A 17526-nucleotide genomic window follows, 5' to 3' on the forward strand; every position below is an offset into this window, starting at 1 on the left:
AAGCAGCATCGATCTGCCGAAAATCGCTTGCGCCGCAGCGCATTTTCGTCACGCCGGAGCACGCCGGCAGCCGCTTGCAAATTGCCCATTGCACGGCCGCCTGCTAGGATCGCAGGCACAGCCCGGAGCCTTCGTGACAGGGCCGTAACTACGACTTTGATCGCGGTTACGTCCCCTATGAAGCGTGGTCTACTGGGCCCATAACGAAGCTATTGGGAGAAACGCGTGTCTACAGTCAAACTGACGGTAAACGGCAAGGCGGTCTCGGTCGACGTTGAGGACCGAACCCTCCTCGTGCACCTGTTGCGCGAAAACCTGAACCTCACCGGCACCCATGTCGGCTGCGATACCAGCCAGTGCGGCGCCTGCGTCGTCCATGTCGATGGACGGGCGGTCAAATCCTGCACCATGCTGGCCGGCCAGGCGGCGGGCTCCAACGTCACCACGATCGAAGGCCTCGCCAAAGGCGACGAGCTGCACCCGATGCAGGCGGCGTTCCGCGACAATCACGGCCTGCAGTGCGGCTATTGCACCCCCGGCATGATCATGTCCGCGGTCGATATCGTGCATCGCCATGGCGGCAAGCTCGACGAGGAAACGGTTCGTCACGAGCTCGAAGGCAACATCTGCCGCTGCACCGGCTACCACAACATCGTCAAGGCGGTGCTCGACGCCGCCGGCCGCATGAAGGTCGCGCAGGCCGCCGAATAGCAGCCCGCGCGCCGTACACGATCAAGCTCATCACCGCCGGTCTCGATGGAAACGGCGGCAAATCGAATCTCCGGTCGGGAGGACTAGACCATGGGTGTTGAAGGAATTGGCGCACGCGTCGTGCGCAAGGAAGATCGCCGGTTCATCACCGGACAAGGACGTTACGTCGACGACGTTAAAATGGTCGGCATGAGCTACGCTCACTTCATCCGCAGCCCGCACGCACATGCCAAGGTCAAGGGCATCAACTCCACCGAGGCCATGAAGATGCCCGGCGTGATCGCGGTGCTGACCGGACAGCAGATCGTCGACGACAAGGTCGGCAATCTGATCTGCGGCTGGGCCATCACCTCGAAGGACGGTTCGCCGATGAAAATGGGCGCGTGGCCGGCGATGGCGCCGGAGACCGTGCGCTTCGTCGGACAGGCCGTCGCAGTCGTGATCGCCGAGACCAAGAACCAGGCCAAGGACGCGGCCGAAGCCGTCGTCGTCGACTACGAAGAGCTTCCCGCGGCGGCCGACGTCAGGGCCGCGATCAAGTCGGGCGCGCCGCAGCTGCATCCGGAAGCCCCCGGCAACATCGTCTATGACTGGCACATCGGCGACGAAGCCGCAGTCGGCGACGCCTTCAGCAAGGCGGCGAATGTGGTGACGCTCGAACTCACCAACAACCGCCTGGTGCCGAATGCGATGGAGCCGCGCGCGGCGGTCGCGCATTACGACCAGGCCGAAGAGCACTACACGCTCTACACCACGTCGCAGAATCCGCACGTCGCCCGCCTCGTGCTGTCGGCGTTCTACAACATCGCGCCCGAGCACAAGCTGCGCGTGATCGCGCCCGACGTCGGCGGCGGCTTCGGCTCCAAGATCTACATCTATCCGGAAGAGATGGTGGCGCTGTGGGCCTCCAAGAAGGTCAATCGTCCGGTGAAGTGGACCGGCGATCGCTCTGAGGCCTTCCTCACCGACGCGCATGGCCGCGACCATGTCTCGAAGGCTGAGATGGCGTTCGACAAGGACAACAAGATCCTTGGCCTGCGGGTGAAGACCCACGCCAATTTCGGCGCCTATATGTCGCTGTTCTCGTCGGCGGTCCCGACCTATCTCTACGCGACGCTGCTGTCGGGCCAGTACGTGATCCCGGCGATCTATGCCGAGGTGATCGGTGTCTACACCAACACCACGCCGGTCGACGCCTATCGCGGCGCAGGCCGACCCGAGGCGAGCTATCTGCTCGAGCGGATGATGGAGACGGCGGCGCGGCAGCTGAAGGTCGATCCGACCGAGCTGCGCAAGAAGAACTTCATCAACCAGTTCCCGTATCAGACGCCCGTGATCATGGCGTATGACATCGGCGACTTCCACGCCTCGATCGATGCCGCGATGAAGGCGATCGACTATGCCGGCTTCCCGGCCCGCAAGGCCAAGGCGAAAGCCAACGGCAAGCTGCGCGGCATCGGCGTCTCCTGCTATATCGAGGCCTGCGGCATCGCGCCCTCGAAGGCGGTCGGCAGTCTCGGCGCCGGCGTCGGCCTGTGGGAATCGGCCGAGATTCGCGTCAATCCGGTCGGCACCATCGAGGTGCTCACCGGCTCGCACAGCCACGGCCAGGGCCACGAAACGACGTTCTGCCAGATCATCGCAGAACGACTCGGCGTGCCGATCAGCCAGGTCTCGATCGTCCATGGCGACACCGACAAGGTGCAGTTCGGCATGGGCACCTACGGCTCGCGCTCGATCGCAGTCGGCGGTGCGGCGATCGTGAAGGCGATGGAGAAGGTCGAGGCCAAGGCCAAGAAGATCGCGGCGCACGCGCTCGAGGCATCCGAGAGCGACATCGTGATCGAGAACGGCGAGTTCAAAGTCACCGGCACCGACAAGGCGATCGCACTGCCGATGGTCGCGCTCGCCGCCTACACCGCGCACAATCTGCCCGACGGCATGGAGCCCGGCCTGAAGGAGACGGCGTTCTACGACCCGACCAACTTCACCTTCCCGGCCGGCGCCTACATCTGCGAGCTCGAGGTCGATCCGGGCACCGGCAAGACCTCCTTCGTCAACTTCGTCGCAGCCGACGATTTCGGCCGGCTGATCAACCCGATGATCGTCGAAGGCCAGGTTCATGGCGGCCTTGCCCAGGGCATCGGCCAGGCGCTGCTCGAGGGCGTGGTCTATGACGACACCGGTCAGCTCGTGACCGCGTCGTTCATGGATTACACCATGCCGCGCGCCGACGACCTGCCGTCGTTCCAGCTCTCCCACACCACAACGCTGTGTCCGGGCAACCCACTCGGCGTCAAGGGCTGCGGCGAGGCCGGCGCAATCGGCGCCTCTGCTGCCGTGATCAACGCGATCACGGACGCCATCGGCAACAACAAGCTGGAAATGCCGGCGACGCCCGATCGCGTCTGGCACGCCATTCACGGTTGAGGGAGGATACGATGTACGAGACCAACTATCACCGCGCATCCTCGATCGACGATGCCGTGGCGCAGTTCGCCAAGGGCACGGACTCCAAGTTCCTGTCCGGCGGCCAGACCCTGCTCCCCGTGATGAAGCAGCGCCTTGCCGCACCGTCCGACGTGATCGACGTCGCCAAGATCAAGGACATGATCGGCATCGACGTGTCCGGCGACACCGTCACCATCAAGGCCGCTACGCCGCATTACGATGTGGCGCAAAGCGATGCGGTCAAGAAGGCGATCCCCGCGCTCGCCAGTCTGGCGTCGGAGATCGGCGATCCCGCCGTGCGCTATCGCGGCACGATCGGCGGTTCACTCGCCAACAACGACCCGGCGGCGGACTATCCGGCGGCGGTGCTGGCGCTTGGCGCGACGGTCAAGACCAACAAGCGGTCGATCCCGGCGGAAGACTTCTTCAAGGGCCTGTTCTCGACGGCACTCGAGGATGGCGAGATCATCACCGCGGTGTCGTTCCCCGTCCCGGCCAAGGCGGGCTATGCGAAGTTTCCGAACCCGGCCTCGCGCTTCGCGCTGACCGGCGTGTTCGTCGCCAAGACCAAGGCGGGCGACGTCCGCGTCGCCGCGACCGGCGCATCACAGAGCGGCGTCATGCGGGTCGGCCCGATCGAGCAGGCGCTGAAGGCGAACTGGGCGGCCTCAGCGCTCGACAGCGTGACGATTGCGGCAAGCGGCCTGCTCGCCGACATCCACGGTTCGGCGGATTACCGCGCGAACCTCGTGAAGGTGATGGGTCAGCGCGCGGTCACCGCCGCCGGCTAGCCTCTATCCTTCTGGAACCTATGCAGACGGCGCGCAGCGATGCGCGCCGTTCGCGTTTTGCTGGCATTCCAGCCGAAAAGGCTTGCCACATCCCCCATTAGGCGAGAGAATTTAGCTAATCAGCTAATTAAAAATGCCGTCAGGTGGACGACCCCGGGGAGAGGACCCATGACGTTCGGCAGAACAGACGAACACCAATCGCCATGGCGACCAACTGCCGGCCCGCGCCCCTAAAGGCAGCGGCGTGACACCTTGCGCGCCAAACCGCCGCTGAAAAGGCCCTTCGATTACTTCCCTACAGCAACAACGGAACAACAACGTGCTCGATAAGCCCGCCTCCCAAACCGCCGCTCGCACCTCTGGCCCGCTCACAGGCTTCCGCATCGTCGAATTCGCCGGCATCGGTCCCGGCCCGTTCGCCTGCATGCTGCTCGCCGACATGGGCGCCGAGGTCATCACGCTGGATCGGGTCGGCGCGGGCAAGAATCTGAAGGCGGTCGCAACCCGCGGCCGCAAGGTCATCGAGCTCGACCTCAAGAACAAGGCGGCGATCGCTGAAGTGCTCGAGCTGCTCGGCCATGCCGACGCGCTGATCGAGGGCTTTCGCCCCGGCGTGATGGAGCGCCTCGGCCTCGGCCCTGACGTCGTGCTCGCGCGCAATCCCAAACTGGTGTTTGGCCGCATGACCGGCTGGGGCCAGGAAGGCCCGCTGGCGAATGCCGCCGGCCACGACATCAACTACATCTCGATCACCGGCGCACTGGCTGCGATCGGCACCAAGGAGAAGCCGGTGCCGCCGCTCAACCTGGTCGGCGATTTCGGCGGCGGCGCGCTCTATCTCGTGGTCGGCGTGCTCGCAGCACTGCTGGAAGCGCAGAAGTCCGGCAAGGGCCAGGTGGTCGATACCGCGATGTGCGACGGCGCGGCCTCGCTGATGTCGATGTTCTACGACATGGCCGCACAGGGCCGCTGGAGCGGCGGCCGCGACCAGAATTTCCTCGACGGCGGCGCGCATTTCTACGGAGTCTACGAATGCTCCTGCGGTAACTTCATCTCGATCGGCTCGATCGAGCCGCAGTTCTACGCGCTGCTGCGCAAGCACGCAGATCTCACCGACGCCGACTTCGACGCGCAGATGGACCGCAAGGCCTGGCCGGCGCTGAAGGCAAAGCTGGAAAAGGTGTTCAAGACCAAATCGCGCGCGGACTGGTGCACGATCATGGAAGGCACCGACATCTGCTTCGCGCCGATCCTGACCATGGAGGAAGCGCCGAAGCATCCGCACATGGCGGCCCGGCAGGTGTTCGTCGAACGCCACGGCGTCACCCAGCCCGCGCCCGCGCCGCGCTTCTCGCGCACGCCGTCCGCGATCCGCGAGCCGGAGCTGGCGAGCATTGGTGATGTGACAGCTGAGTGGAAAACGGGAAAGTAAATCTCGCTGTCGTCCCGGCCAAGCGAAGCGCGAGCCGGGACCCACAACCAAGAGACGCGGTTGTAGCCCGCGGCTTTTTCCGCGGAACTACAATCCGACACTCTCGATAGATTCCGCGGTATGGGTCCCTGCTTTCGCAGGGACGACACCTCTTGCTGTGCGCTAGCGTGGCACCTCGACGACGGCTTCAAGCCGCGTGATCGACCTTCAACACGCCGCGGCGGATCTGGTCTTCCTCGATCGATTCGAACAGCGCCTTGAAGTTTCCTTCGCCGAAGCCGTCGTCGCCCTTGCGCTGGATGAACTCGAAGAAGATCGGCCCGATCGCGTTCGCCGAGAAGATTTGCAGCAGCACCTTGGTCTGGCCGCCCTCGACCACGCCTTCGCCGTCGATCAGGATGCCGTTGCCCTGCAGCCGCGCGAGGTCCTCGCCATGCTTGGGCAGGCGGGCGTCGATCCGCTCGAAATAGGTGTCGGGCGGCGACGGCATGAACGGCAGGCCGTCCGCGCGCAGCGTCTCGACTGTCGCATAGATATCGCGCGCGCCGCAGGCGATGTGCTGGATGCCTTCGCCGTGATAGATGTTGAGATATTCCTCGATCTGCCCGGAATCGCCGGCGTCCTCGTTGATCGGAATCCGGATCTTGCCGTCCGGGCTGGTCAGTGCGCGCGAGAACAGGCCGGATGCACGGCCCTCGATGTCGAAGAAGCGGATCTGACGGAAGTTGAACAGTTTTGCATAAAAGCCGGTCCAGACATCCATGCGGCCGCGATGGACGTTGTGGGTGAGGTGATCGATGTAATAAAGGCCGGATCCCGCGGGACGTGGGTTGGCGGCACCTAACCATTCGAACTCGGCATCATAGGCCGAGCCCTTGGCACCGTAGCGGTCGACGAAATACAGCAGGCTGCCGCCGATGCCCTTGATCGCGGGCACGTCGAGCGTCTTCGCTGCGGACGAGACATCCGCCGGCTCCGCGCCGAGCGCGATCGCGCGCTCATAGGCCTGCTTCGCATCGACCACGCGGAACGCCATCGACGGCGCGCAGGGGCCGTGCGCGGCAACGAAGTCGAAGCCGTGGCTACCAGGCTCCTCATTGACGAGATAGTTGATGTCGCCCTGGCGATAGACCGTGATCGCCTTGGTGCGGTGGCGGGCGACCGCAACGAAGCCCATCAGCTTGAACAGGGCATGCAGTTCCGCCGGATTGGGGTGGGCATATTCGACGAACTCGAAGCCGTCGGTGCCCATCGGGTTCTCGGCGCTGATTTCGGCCGGCGGCGCATCGTGCGGAAACGGACCCATGGCGGCAACTCCCTGATTTGTCTGGGATCAGTTTCCGTCACCTGCCGCGCAACGTGCGTGCAAAATGGCCATCGATTTGCTAGAATCGCGCACGATCCGTGCATGAAATGGACATTTTACGCATGCCAGAAGTCGACACCTTCGACCTCAGAATGCTCGCCGCGCTGCAGGACGACGGCCGGTTGACCAACCAGCAGCTGGCCGAGCTCGTCGGGCTGTCGGCCTCGCAATGCTCGCGGCGGCGGATGCGGCTGGAGGAGGAGAAGGTGATCGCGGGCTACCACGCCGACCTTGCCGGCGAGGCGCTCGGCTTCGGCCTGATCGCCTTCATCCACATTACGCTGGCGACCCACTCGCCCGACAACGCCAAGCGGTTTCGCGAGCTGGTCAACCGCGTCGACGACATCCAGGAGGCCTATGCGCTGACCGGGGATGCCGACTACGTGCTCAAGGTGATGCTGCGCGACCTCAAGAGCCTGTCCGACATCGTCAACAATGTGCTGATGCCGCACCAGAGCGTGGCGCATGTGCGCTCATCGATCGTGCTCGATCGCCTGAAGGAGAGCACCAGGCTGCCGCTGAAATCGCTACAGGCGTGATGGCTCAAATCGAGGGAATTCCGTCATTCGCTTTTGCGGCTTGGCCTGCGATCATCTGTTTGAATTGGTTCAATGCTGCGACAACGGCGGCGGGCTCCCTCTCCCCTTGTGGGAGTCCGAGGCGAGCGAAGCTCGCTCTCGAGGTTGGGGTGAGGGGTTCTCTCCGCCGGGCACACTCTGTCGAGAGACCGCGACCCCTCACCCGGATCACATCTTGCGATGTGATCCGACCTCTCCCACAAGGGGAGAGGTGCAGCGGTGTCGCGGCAAGATGTTGAGGGACGATCATGGCGCTGCAGCTGCGACCGAACTGCGAATATTGCGACAAGGACCTGCCACCGAGCGCGCTGACGCGCGGATCTGCTCCTATGAATGCACGTTCTGTGCGGATTGCGCCGAGACCAAGCTCGGCAATGTCTGCCCGAACTGCGGCGGCGGCTTTGCGCCGCGGCCGATCCGCCCCGCCAAGGCATGGCGGACGGGTGTCTGCACCGTGAACCAGCCGCCGTCGGACCAGCGGGTGCATCTGAAATACAGCCTTGAGGACTGCGCGGCGCACACGGCGCGGCTGAGGGATATCAGGCCGGAGGATCGTTGAGCTTTCTTCGTCATTGCGAGGAGCGAAGCGACGAAGCAATCCATCCATTGACATACGCGGATCGATGGATTGCTTCGCTTCGCTCGCAATGACGGATGCGTCACTCCGCCGCGACGATGGTACCCTCGACCTCGCCGAACCCGACGCGATAGCCGTCGCCCTGGCACCAGCCGCGCATCACAAGCGAGTCGCCGTTTTCGAGGAACGAGCGCGTGACGCCGCTGGCGAGCTCCACCGGCTCGGTGCCGTTCCAGCTGATTTCCAGGAGACTGCCGCGCTGGTGCTTTTCGGGACCGGAGATCGTGCCGGACCCCAAGAGATCGCCGACATTCATCGCGCAGCCGGATGAGGCGTGGTGCACGAGCTGCTGCACCGACGACCAGTACATGTATTTGAAGTTGGTGCTGCAGATCGTCTTCGCCTCGTTCATCGAGCCGGCGCGCAAGGCGACGTCGAGCTGCATGTCGTAATTATTCGGCTGGGTCTGCTTGAGATAGGCGAGCGGCTCCGGCTCCTGCTTCGGGCCCTGCATGCGGAACGGCTCCAGCGCCTCGCGGGTCACCACCCACGGCGAGATCGAGGTCGCGAACGCCTTGGCCTGGAACGGCCCGAGCGGTACGTATTCCCATTGCTGGATGTCGCGTGCGCTCCAGTCGTTGAGGATGACGAAGCCGAAGATCATCTCCTCGGCCTGCTTCTCGGTGAGCATCTCGCCCATCGGCGATGCCTGCCCAACGACGACCCCCATCTCCAGCTCGAAGTCGAGCCGCTTGCAGGGACCGAAGCTCGGCACGTCAGCGGTCGGCGGCTTCAGCTGGCCGCGCGGCCGCCGCACCTTGGTGCCGCCGACCACGACCGTCGAGGCGCGGCCGTTGTAGCCGATCGGCATATGCAGCCAGTTCGGCTGCAGCGCATTGTCCTTGCCGCGGAACATGACGCCGACATTAGTGGCGTGCTCCTTCGACGAATAGAAGTCGGTGTAGCCCGAGACCGCGAACGGCATGTGCAGCCTGACGTCGGCCATCGGCACCAGCGCCCGCGCCCGCAATTCCCTGTTGTCGCGCAGCTCGGGATGATCGGAGCGCAACAGCTCGCTGATCCGCGCCCGCGTCGCCGACCACACCTTCGGCCCGAGCGCCATGAAGGCGTTCAGCGAGGGCTGCGAGAACACGCCGAGCGGCCCGACATCGAGCCGCGAGTCCTGCTCGAGCTCCCAGAGGTCGAGCACATAGTCACCAATCGCAACGCCGACGCGCGGCGCGAGCCCGTCCTTCGACGAGAACACGCCATAGGGCAGGTTCTGGATCGGGAAGTCGGAGGTCGGCGCGACGTCGATGAAGGAGCGGAGTTTTGGGTCGTTGGGATGGGTCATGGTCTCGTCCCTGAAATGGTCGGATTTTATTTCCGGCGTCATTCCGGGATGCGCCGTCAGGCGCAGGCCCGGAATCCATAACCACGATCGTGAGTATGGATTCCGGGCTCATCGCTTCGCGATGCCCCGGAATGACGAAGACTGAACTCTACGGCTTGTTCGGGTCGAACTTCTTCTCGAGTCCCTTCCAGCAGTCCGAGTAATCGTCCTGCAGCGTCGATGAGGTCGCGGCGTGTTGGGTCACGCGTTGCGAGTAGCGGGTCTCGAACATGAAGGCCATCGTGCCGGTCAGCTTCACCGGCTTCAGCTCGCCGTTGCTGGCATGCTCGAAGGCCTCGCGGTCGGGGCCGTGCGGCAGCATCATATTGTGCAACGAGATGCCGCCGGGCACGAAGCCCTGCGGCTTGGCGTCGTAGACGCCGTAGATCAGGCCCATGAACTCGGACATGATGTTCATGTGGTACCACGGCGGACGGAAGGTGTTGTCGGCCACCATCCAGCGCTCAGGAAAGATCACGAAGTCGATATTCGCGGTGCCCGCGGTCTCCGACGGCGAGGTCAGCACCGTGAAGATCGACGGATCGGGATGGTCGAAGGCGATCGCGCCGACCGGCGAGAAGGTGCGCAGATCGTATTTGTAGGGCGCGTAATTGCCGTGCCAGGCGACCACGTCGATCGGCGAATGCGGCAACATGGTCTTGAACAGCGAGCCGCCCCATTTGACGTAGAGCTCGGTCGGCGTGTCCTTATCCTCGTAAGCGGCCACCGGCGTCAGGAAGTCGCGCGAATTGGCCAGGCAATTGGCGCCGATCGGGCCGCGCTCCGGCAGCGTGAAGGCGCCGCCGTAATTCTCGCAGAGATAGCCGCGCGCCGGGCCATTCGGAATCTCGACTCGGAATTTGACGCCGCGCGGAATCACCACGATCTCGCCCGGCTCGGCATCGATGCGGCCGAACTCGGTGACGAGGCGCAGATTGCCTTGCTGCAGCACGAACATCATCTCGCCGTCGGCATTGTAGAAATGCTGATCGACCATCGATTTGGTGATGAGATAGACGTGGGCCGCCATGCCGGCCTGGGTGTTGGCATCACCCGCCGTGGTCATGGTCTGCACGCCCTGCAGGAAGGTCATGTCCTCCTTCGGGATCGGCGCCGGATCCCAGCGCAACTGCGCGATCGGCATGTCGTATTCGTGGCACGGCGCGGTGCGCCACAGCCCGGCATCGGCCTTGGCGAAGCGACCGGAATGCCGCACCGACGGGCGGATCCGATAGAGCCACGAGCGCTCATTGGTGCCGCGCGGCGCCGTGAACGGCGAGCCGGACAATTGCTCGGCATAGAGCCCATAGGCGCAACGCTGCGGCGAGTTGCGCCCCATCGGCAGCGCGCCGGGCAGTGCCTCGGTCTCAAAGCTGTTGCCGAAGCCGGACATGTAGCCCGGCGTGACTTGCCCCGAGCCACGAACGATCTGATCAGGCGAGGTATTGATGTTCATCACGATCCTCCTTGCAGGGCGGCCCACATTTCCTGGTCGCGCTTGTCGGTCCAGATCACGGGATCGTCGATCCCGGACGCCTCGTCATAGGCGCGCGAAACGTTGAACGGCAGGCAGTGCTCGTAGATCGCGAACTTCGAGAACTTCGGATCCATCACCTCGCGCGTCGCCGCCATCGATTCCTTCAGGCTGCGGCCCTTGGCGACGGAAGACTCCGCCGCACCGTAAAGCGTGGTGACGAAATCGCGGGTCATCGCGATCGCATCGCGTCCGGTCTCAAGGCCCTTCAGCGCATCGCCGCGGCCCGGCGCGATCGCCTTCGGATTGAAGGCGCGGATCTCGTTCAGGGTCATCGGCCATTCGCGCAGATGCGCATCGCCGCAATAGCAGGCCGAGTGGTACTCGATCAGGTCACCAGAGAACATCACCTCGGCGTCCGGCACCCAGGCGACGATATCACCCGAGGTGTGGCCGGCGCCGAGCTGCATCAGCCGCACCTCGCGCTTGCCGAGATAGATCGACATCTCGCCTTCGAAGGTCAGCGTCGGCCAGGTCAGGCCGGGAATGCTCGCGGCATCCTGGAACAGCCGCGGGAAGCGGCCGTATTCGGAATCCCAATCCTGCTGGCCGCGCTCCTCGATCAGCCGATAAGTCTCCTGCGAGGCAACGATGCCCTGCGCGTGATAGGCGGAGGCGCCGAGCACGCGCACCGCGTGATAGTGCGACAGCACGACATATTTGATCGGCTTGTCGGTGACGGTCTTGACCCGCTCGATCACCTTGTTGGCCATCGCGGGCGTTGCCTGGGCGTCGAACACCAGACAGCCGTCCTCGCCGACGATGACGGCGGTGTTCGGATCGCCCTCGGCGGTGAAGGCGTAGAGATCGGTGCCGATTTCGGAGAAGGTGACCTTCTTTTCCGCGAGATCCGTGGTCGATGCAAAACCTTTGGCCATCAGTTCAATCCTGTTCGTTTGATCAGTGCTATTGTTGTTGCTGTTGCTGTTGTTGCTGCTGGCTCGTATCCAGCGTCCGCCGCTTCGCCAGCGCGATCGCCTCGTGCAGCACGTCGAGATCGCCGATGTGGTTGGCGAGCACCAGAACCAGCGCGGCATCGAGATCGGCGCTCTGCGCCTCGGTGAGGCCGCGATGTGCCTCGACGATGGCGCGGAAGGCGTCATCGGGCTTTGCAAAGTTCGAACTGGTCGACAGCGCCATGACTGCTCCTCAGTTCACGCCTGATGCGCGCGCCAGCGCCGCATCGAGTGCCGGCCGCGTCGCGTTCCGAAAGCGGGCCGCGACGTAGCCGTCCGGCCGCAGCAGATAGGCGGTGCCGGGCGCGGCATCGTAGCGCTTGCCGGCAAGGCCGTGTGCGTCGACCAGCCCGCCCTCGCCGCCGACCTGGATGGAGCCGACGCCGTCAGGCACATCGGCCGCCGCACCATTGCCAAACTCCAGCAGCGTGAAGCGCGTTCCCTGCCTGATGAAAACCTCGGTCAGATAGCTGGAACCACCGCCCGGCTCCGTCACCGGGGCATCCAGCATCGAGGCGCCCGGCCGCGGGCCGCCGCGCCAGTCGTCGCGATCGCCGCTCGACAGCGGCGTATCGTAGACCGACGGCACCGACAGCCGGCCGCCATTGACCATGCGCTTGCCGAACTCGGTATCCTTCGCAAGCGACAGCACCGCCTGGCGCAGCCGCGCCTCCTGCTTCGTCACCGGCGCCATGAAATCGGTCGAGCGGGTTGACTCGCGGATGTTCTCGTCCGCCGCCGCGCTGCGCTCGATGTGATAGCTCTCCAGCAAGCCTTCCGGCGACAGCCGGCGCAGGACGCGGTCGAGCTTCCACGCCAGATTCTCGGCGTCCTCGAGCCCGGAATTGGCGCCGCGCGCGCCGAACGGCGAGACCTGATGTGCGGAATCGCCGGCGAAGATCACGCGGCCATGGATGAACTTGGCCATCCGGCGGCACTGGAACTTGTAAAGCGAGATCCATTCGAACTCGAACTTGTCGTGCCCGAGCATGCGCTCGATCCGCGGCCGGACGTTCTCGGGCTGCTTCTCAGCCACCGGATCGGCATCGGGATTGAGTTGCAGATCGATCCGCCAGATGTCGTCCGGCTGCTTGTGCAGCAGCGCCGAGCGCCCGGCATGGAATGGCGGATCGAACCAGAACCAGCGTTCGGTCGGGAACGCCGCGGTCATCTTGACGTCGGCGATCAGGAACTGGTCCTCGAACACCTGCCCTGCGAAATCGGCGCCGACCATCTGCCGCAGCGAGGAACGGGCACCGTCACAGGCGACGACAAAGGACGCATGCACCTGGTAGGCGCCCTCAGGCGTCGCGATCGTCAGCGCGACGCCATCGTTGCGGCTTTCCAGCGCGATCACCTTGTTGCGCCAGCGCAGATCGATCTCAGGCAGCTGCTCGACCCGATCGACCAGATAGGCCTCGGCATAGAACTGCTGGAGATTAATGAAGGCGGGCCGCTTGTGCCCCTCTTCGGGAAGAAGGTTGAACTGGTAGAGCTGCGAGGCGCCGTGGAAAATCTTGCCGACGCTCCACACCACGCCCTTCTCGACCATGCGGTCGCCGACGCCGAGGCGATCCCAGAACTCCAGCGAGCGTTTCGAGAAGCAGATCGCGCGCGAGCCTTCGCCGATCCGGTCGGCATCGTCGAGCAGCACCACACGCTGGCCGCGCTGCGCCAGATCGATCGCGAGCGACAATCCCACCGGCCCGGCACCGACCACGACGACCGGATGCTCCGCGATATTGGCGCCCGACCGCTCCTGGTCGGGGTGGCGGCGATAGCCGAACTGGGTTTTGGCCTGTGCCGAATTGGCTGATGCCATTGCGTGACCCTGGATGTTCCCTTGTGCCGGCTTTTGGCTGCGGCTTGTGTGACCGGTTTGCGACCAGGACCTTGCGAGCCGGCCGCGACCTTGCTAAATTAGTCTCACTTGCAACTATCTTAAACTCCCAGTCGGGCCCGACGTCAACTCAAATTGGAGGAATTTTTGGCCAGGACCTCTGCAAGCCAGCCTCCAGCCCGGCCGCGCAGCACCGTGGAAGCGGACGCGCGCGACGATGTCGCGACGGCGAAGAAGCGTCTCGATCTCTTTCATTTCATGTCGTTCCGCCTGAACCGGCTGGCGGCCGAGGTGTCCTCGGCGCTGTCTAGCGAATATCAGGCGCGCTACGGCCTCGACATTCCGGAGTGGCGCGTGCTCGCGACGCTCGGCTTCCGCAGCGATCCTTGCAGCGCGCAATACATCGCGCATTGCACCCGCACGCATAAATCCACCATCAGCCGCGCGGTATCGGCACTGATGGAACGCGAAATCGTCGAGCGCGTCGAGAACGCCAACGACCGCCGCGAATTCCGCCTGCGACTGACCAGGAAGGGCCAGGCGCTGTACGAGGAGTTGATCCCGGGCCTGTTGCGCAAGGAGCAGGAGATCTTGTCCTGCCTGTCCGCGCAGGAACGGCGCGACCTCGGACGCCTGCTCGGCAAGGTCGAGACCAGCCTCGAGTTGGTGCAGACCAGCGAAGAGGCCGACGCGAAGGACGTGTATTAGGGCGGCTCTCTTCCGAGCATAGCCGCCCAAACCCGTCATCCTGAGGTGCGAGCCTTGCGGCGCAATTGCGTCGCTGGGCGAGCCTCGAAGGATGCACGGCCACAGTCGGGCCGTCGTGCTTCGAGACGGCCGCTGCGCGGCCTCCTCAGCATGACGGTGATGGGACTACGCGCGCAATGCCGGCGTGAAATATTGCACTACGCCCTGTCGATATGCTTGGCGATCACAGGGAAGTAATAATCGTTCGATCCCTTGTCGATCGCTTCCCGCAACACCGTGCCGATCAGCTCCGCGCCGCGAATCCTGATGCCGGCGTCGGCGGCGAGCTCGAGTGCGTAGGACAGATCCTTCAGCGCATATTCGGTCGAGAATGCGCGCTCCGGAAATACGCCGGGCACGATCGCTTTCATGCCGTGGTTGCGCAGCGCGAAGCTGTCGGCCGAGCCCTTCGACAGGGTTTCCAGCAGCAGTTTCGGATCGACGCCATTGTGCTTCGCGACCGCGACGGCCTCGGACAGCGCGTTCACGGTCTCGAACAGCACCATGTTGTTGAGGATCTTGGTCACCTGCCCGGCGCCGACATCGCCGCAATTGGTGACGTCGGTGGCAAAGCAGCGGATCAGCGGCTCGATCGCGGCATAGAGCGCGGGCACCGCGCCGACCATCACGCTAAGCGTGCCGTCCTGCGCCGCCTGCCGGGTGCGCGCGATCGGCGCATCGGCCCAGGCCGCGCCCTTGGCCTGCAACTGACCGGCGAAATCGCGGGTCTGGCCGACCGAAGACGTGCCGAGATCGACCACGATTTGGCCGGCCCTCGCATTCTTCAGAATGCCGTCGCCTTCGAACACCGCACGCACGTGTTTGGCGCTCGGCAGGCAGAGGAACAGCACATCGCTCTGCTTGATGACATCGGCGACCGAGCCGGCGATCTCGGCGCCGTCTGCGCGCACGCGCTCCAGCGGTTCGGCCGAAAGGTCGAACACCACGACGCGCTTGCCGCTCTTCTTGACCAGGTTGCGGCAAATCGGCTCACCCATCACGCCGAGGCCGATGAACCCGAGAGTTTTATGATCAGTCATATCGCTTCTTCTTTTGACGTTTCTTGACGTGTTACGGATGGGCCCCGCCGGGATCGGCGAGGCTATTTCGCGAACGACCGCGACGGCGCCAGATGCAGCGCGAACGCATCGACCTTGTCGCTGGCGCGCGGATAGATCTCGCTGACGATCGGATCGTGACCGGGGATGAAGCGGTCGGGATGACCGGCGAGCCGCTCGACCGTCTCCCAGCCCTGCGCCATGTCTCCGACATTGTAGACGATCGGGAACGGGCTCTTCTTGTGCAGGTTCGCATAGTAATGCGCGGCGTCGGACGCCAGCACGACCGGACCGCGCGCGGTCTCGACCCGCACCACCTGCAAGCCATCGGAATGGCCGCCGACGCGATGCACGGTGACGCCGGGCGCGATCTCGCCATCCCCTGAATGGAAGGTGACGCGCTCGCCATAGACGTGGCGCACCATCTGCGTGACATGTTCGATCGAGAACGGATGGCGCAGCATGCCGTTGCACATGCAGCGGCCGGTCGCGTAGCTCATCTCGCGTTCCTGCAGATGGAATTTGGCGTTCGGGAAGCGATCCAGATTGCCGGCGTGGTCGTAATGCAGATGGGTGACGATGACGTCGCGGATCGCATCGGCACTGACGCCGAAGCCGGCCAGCGCGTCGACCGGGTTAAGCGTCAGCTTGCGGGCGCGCGCCTTAGCCTCCTCGGCGTTGAAGCCGGTGTCGACCAGGATGTCGCGGCCATGGCCGCGGATCAGCCAGACGAAATAATCGAGATCCTGCGCCGTGGTGTCATGCGGATCGGGCACCAGGAAGTTGAGGTGGGGCGTGCGCGGCGACATCGTCGCATAGCGCAGGGCGTAGATCTCGTAGGCGTTTCCCATCGGTTTCGCTCTTGTTTGCGGTCTTGTTGAATGGCTTGCCGTCCCGAACACAAAGCCATCGCCTCGCGCAAAGGTCAAACCGCGCGGAGTGCGACGAGCGCATGACAACAGGACAGCCCAAGCCACTGTGAGTGCAATCACATTATCGGCTCGCAGGAGCCGGCACCATGCCACGACGGCGATGGCCGCCATGACCGCGCGCTGTTGCACTGCGGTCCCGCTGATGTCACTGCGATAAACGATGCTGCCGCAGGCCGTTGACGGGGGTTTGGCCGTGGTTTGATAATGCGATTTCGCTAGAGTAAGGTCCCCGTGGCGCAGGCTGGAAGCGGCGCCATTTCACTGGAATGCCGCGATCTGGATTTGCCGCGATTATGAAAATCCGCCTTGCCTTGCTCGCCACGCTGATTTTTTCAATCGCGTCGCCCACCCTGTGCTTCGCCGCCGGCGACCGTTTCGCGCTGGTCATCGGCAACGCCAAATATCCCGACGCCGATGCGCCGCTGAAGGAGCCGGTCAACGACGCGCGTGACGTCGCCGACGAGCTCAAGCGCGATGGCTTCACCGTCGAGGTCGGCGAAAACCTGACCGGCGACGGCATGCGCCGCGCCTTCGACCGGCTCTATGGCAAGATCAAGCCCGGCTCGGTCGCGTTGGTCTTCTTCTCGGGTTACGGCATCCAGTCGAACCGGCAGAGCTACATGATCCCGATCGATGCGCAGATCTGGGCCGAGGCCGATGTACGCCGCGACGGCTTCAGCCTCGAGACCGTGCTCGGCGAGATCAACAGCCGCGGCGCCGGGGTGAAGCTCGCCCTGATCGACGCCTCCAGGCGCAACCCGTTCGAGCGCCGCTTCCGCAGCTTCTCGGCGGGCCTCGCTCCGGTGATCGCACCGAATGGAACACTGGTGATGTATTCGGCCGCGCTGTCGTCCGTGGTCTCGGACAATGGGAGCGACCGCAGCCTGTTCGTGCGGGAACTCCTGAAGGAGATCCGCACCCCCGATCTGATGGCCGAGGAGACGCTGAACCGCACCCGCGTCGGCGTCACCCGGGCCTCGCGGCAGGAACAGGTGCCGTGGATCTCGTCGTCACTGGCCGAGGATTTCTCGTTCATTCCGGGCGGCGCAGCCAATCCAGTCGGCGCAGCCAATCCAAGCGGCGCGCCGGGATCGCCAAATGCTGCGGCCGCGCCGACCGCATCGCCGTCAACCGAGGTCGCGACGGCGCCGCCGGTCGCG

15 protein-coding genes and 1 pseudogene are annotated in these 17526 nt (G+C 64.4%); 8 read left to right on the forward strand and 8 right to left on the reverse strand.

Annotation, left to right across the window (positions count from 1 at the left end; genetic code table 11):
* Positions 1–225: 225 nt before the first annotated feature.
* The 4 genes from H8A95_RS14100 (at position 226) to H8A95_RS14115 (ending at position 5385) form a co-directional block, all read left to right on the forward strand.
* The gene (locus H8A95_RS14100) at positions 226–711 is read left to right on the forward strand and encodes a (2Fe-2S)-binding protein (RefSeq protein ID WP_024583646.1); all 486 of its coding nucleotides are present in this window, start codon (positions 226–228) and stop codon (positions 709–711) included.
* A gap of 90 nt (positions 712–801) precedes the next feature.
* Positions 802–3141 (forward strand): xanthine dehydrogenase family protein molybdopterin-binding subunit, encoded by a 2340-nt coding sequence (locus H8A95_RS14105; protein WP_229183680.1) that lies wholly within the window; start codon positions 802–804, stop codon positions 3139–3141.
* An 11-nt stretch (positions 3142–3152) separates the two neighbouring features.
* A complete protein-coding gene (locus H8A95_RS14110; RefSeq protein ID WP_229183681.1) occupies positions 3153–3953 on the forward strand; it encodes an FAD binding domain-containing protein in 801 nt (266 codons plus the stop codon).
* 319 nt (positions 3954–4272) lie between these two features.
* Complete coding sequence (locus H8A95_RS14115) at positions 4273–5385, forward strand: CaiB/BaiF CoA transferase family protein (RefSeq protein ID WP_229183682.1); 1113 nt, start codon at positions 4273–4275, stop codon at positions 5383–5385.
* Between the two features lie 187 nt (positions 5386–5572).
* Here H8A95_RS14115 and hppD read toward each other — a convergent pair whose 3' ends face one another.
* Positions 5573–6691 carry a 4-hydroxyphenylpyruvate dioxygenase gene (gene hppD / locus H8A95_RS14120; protein WP_229183683.1) on the reverse strand — a complete coding sequence of 373 codons (1119 nt, stop codon included), beginning with the start codon at positions 6689–6691 and terminating at the stop codon, positions 5573–5575.
* Positions 6692–6813: 122 nt separating this feature from the next.
* Here hppD and H8A95_RS14125 point away from each other — a divergent pair, with 122 nt between their 5' ends.
* Both H8A95_RS14125 and H8A95_RS14130 read left to right on the forward strand, forming a co-directional pair.
* Positions 6814–7290 carry an Lrp/AsnC family transcriptional regulator gene (locus tag H8A95_RS14125; protein ID WP_229183684.1) on the forward strand — a complete coding sequence of 159 codons (477 nt, stop codon included), beginning with the start codon at positions 6814–6816 and terminating at the stop codon, positions 7288–7290.
* Positions 7291–7577: 287 nt separating this feature from the next.
* Positions 7578–7888: pseudogene (locus H8A95_RS14130) on the forward strand (DUF1272 domain-containing protein).
* A gap of 100 nt (positions 7889–7988) precedes the next feature.
* On the opposite strand, the gene fahA reads toward H8A95_RS14130, so the two are convergent.
* The 5 genes from fahA to H8A95_RS14155 all read right to left on the reverse strand — a co-directional run bounded on the left by fahA (position 7989) and on the right by H8A95_RS14155 (position 13611).
* On the reverse strand, positions 7989–9260 hold the full coding sequence (gene fahA, locus H8A95_RS14135; RefSeq protein ID WP_229183685.1) for a fumarylacetoacetase: 1272 nt from the start codon (positions 9258–9260) through the stop codon (positions 7989–7991).
* 148 nt (positions 9261–9408) lie between these two features.
* On the reverse strand, positions 9409–10755 hold the full coding sequence (gene hmgA / locus H8A95_RS14140) for a homogentisate 1,2-dioxygenase (RefSeq protein WP_229183686.1): 1347 nt from the start codon (positions 10753–10755) through the stop codon (positions 9409–9411).
* Positions 10755–11711, reverse strand: a complete 957-nt coding sequence (locus H8A95_RS14145) for an MBL fold metallo-hydrolase (RefSeq protein WP_229183687.1) — start codon at positions 11709–11711, stop codon at positions 10755–10757. Before H8A95_RS14145 ends, hmgA begins: the two co-directional genes overlap by 1 nt.
* Positions 11712–11739: 28 nt before the next feature.
* Positions 11740–11973, reverse strand: a complete 234-nt coding sequence (locus H8A95_RS14150; RefSeq protein WP_229183688.1) for a DUF2783 domain-containing protein — start codon at positions 11971–11973, stop codon at positions 11740–11742.
* A gap of 9 nt (positions 11974–11982) precedes the next feature.
* Positions 11983–13611 carry an FAD-dependent oxidoreductase gene (locus tag H8A95_RS14155; RefSeq protein ID WP_229183689.1) on the reverse strand — a complete coding sequence of 543 codons (1629 nt, stop codon included), beginning with the start codon at positions 13609–13611 and terminating at the stop codon, positions 11983–11985.
* 276 nt (positions 13612–13887) lie between these two features.
* Here H8A95_RS14155 and H8A95_RS14160 point away from each other — a divergent pair, with 276 nt between their 5' ends.
* Positions 13888–14337: a MarR family winged helix-turn-helix transcriptional regulator gene (locus H8A95_RS14160; protein WP_229183694.1), complete on the forward strand. Its 450-nt coding sequence runs from the start codon at positions 13888–13890 to the stop codon at positions 14335–14337.
* A gap of 197 nt (positions 14338–14534) precedes the next feature.
* Here the strand turns inward: H8A95_RS14160 and H8A95_RS14165 are convergent, their stop codons facing one another.
* Positions 14535–15455 carry an NAD(P)-dependent oxidoreductase gene (locus H8A95_RS14165; protein ID WP_338027847.1) on the reverse strand — a complete coding sequence of 307 codons (921 nt, stop codon included), beginning with the start codon at positions 15453–15455 and terminating at the stop codon, positions 14535–14537.
* A 23-nt stretch (positions 15456–15478) separates the two neighbouring features.
* On the reverse strand, positions 15479–16285 hold the full coding sequence (locus H8A95_RS14170; protein WP_050631102.1) for an N-acyl homoserine lactonase family protein: 807 nt from the start codon (positions 16283–16285) through the stop codon (positions 15479–15481).
* A 374-nt stretch (positions 16286–16659) separates the two neighbouring features.
* Here H8A95_RS14170 and H8A95_RS14175 point away from each other — a divergent pair.
* Positions 16660–17526: caspase family protein (locus tag H8A95_RS14175; RefSeq protein ID WP_229183691.1), on the forward strand; the 867-nt coding region annotated here is incomplete at its 3' end.

Source organism: Bradyrhizobium oropedii, assembly GCF_020889685.1.
Classification (GTDB): domain Bacteria; phylum Pseudomonadota; class Alphaproteobacteria; order Rhizobiales; family Xanthobacteraceae; genus Bradyrhizobium; species Bradyrhizobium oropedii.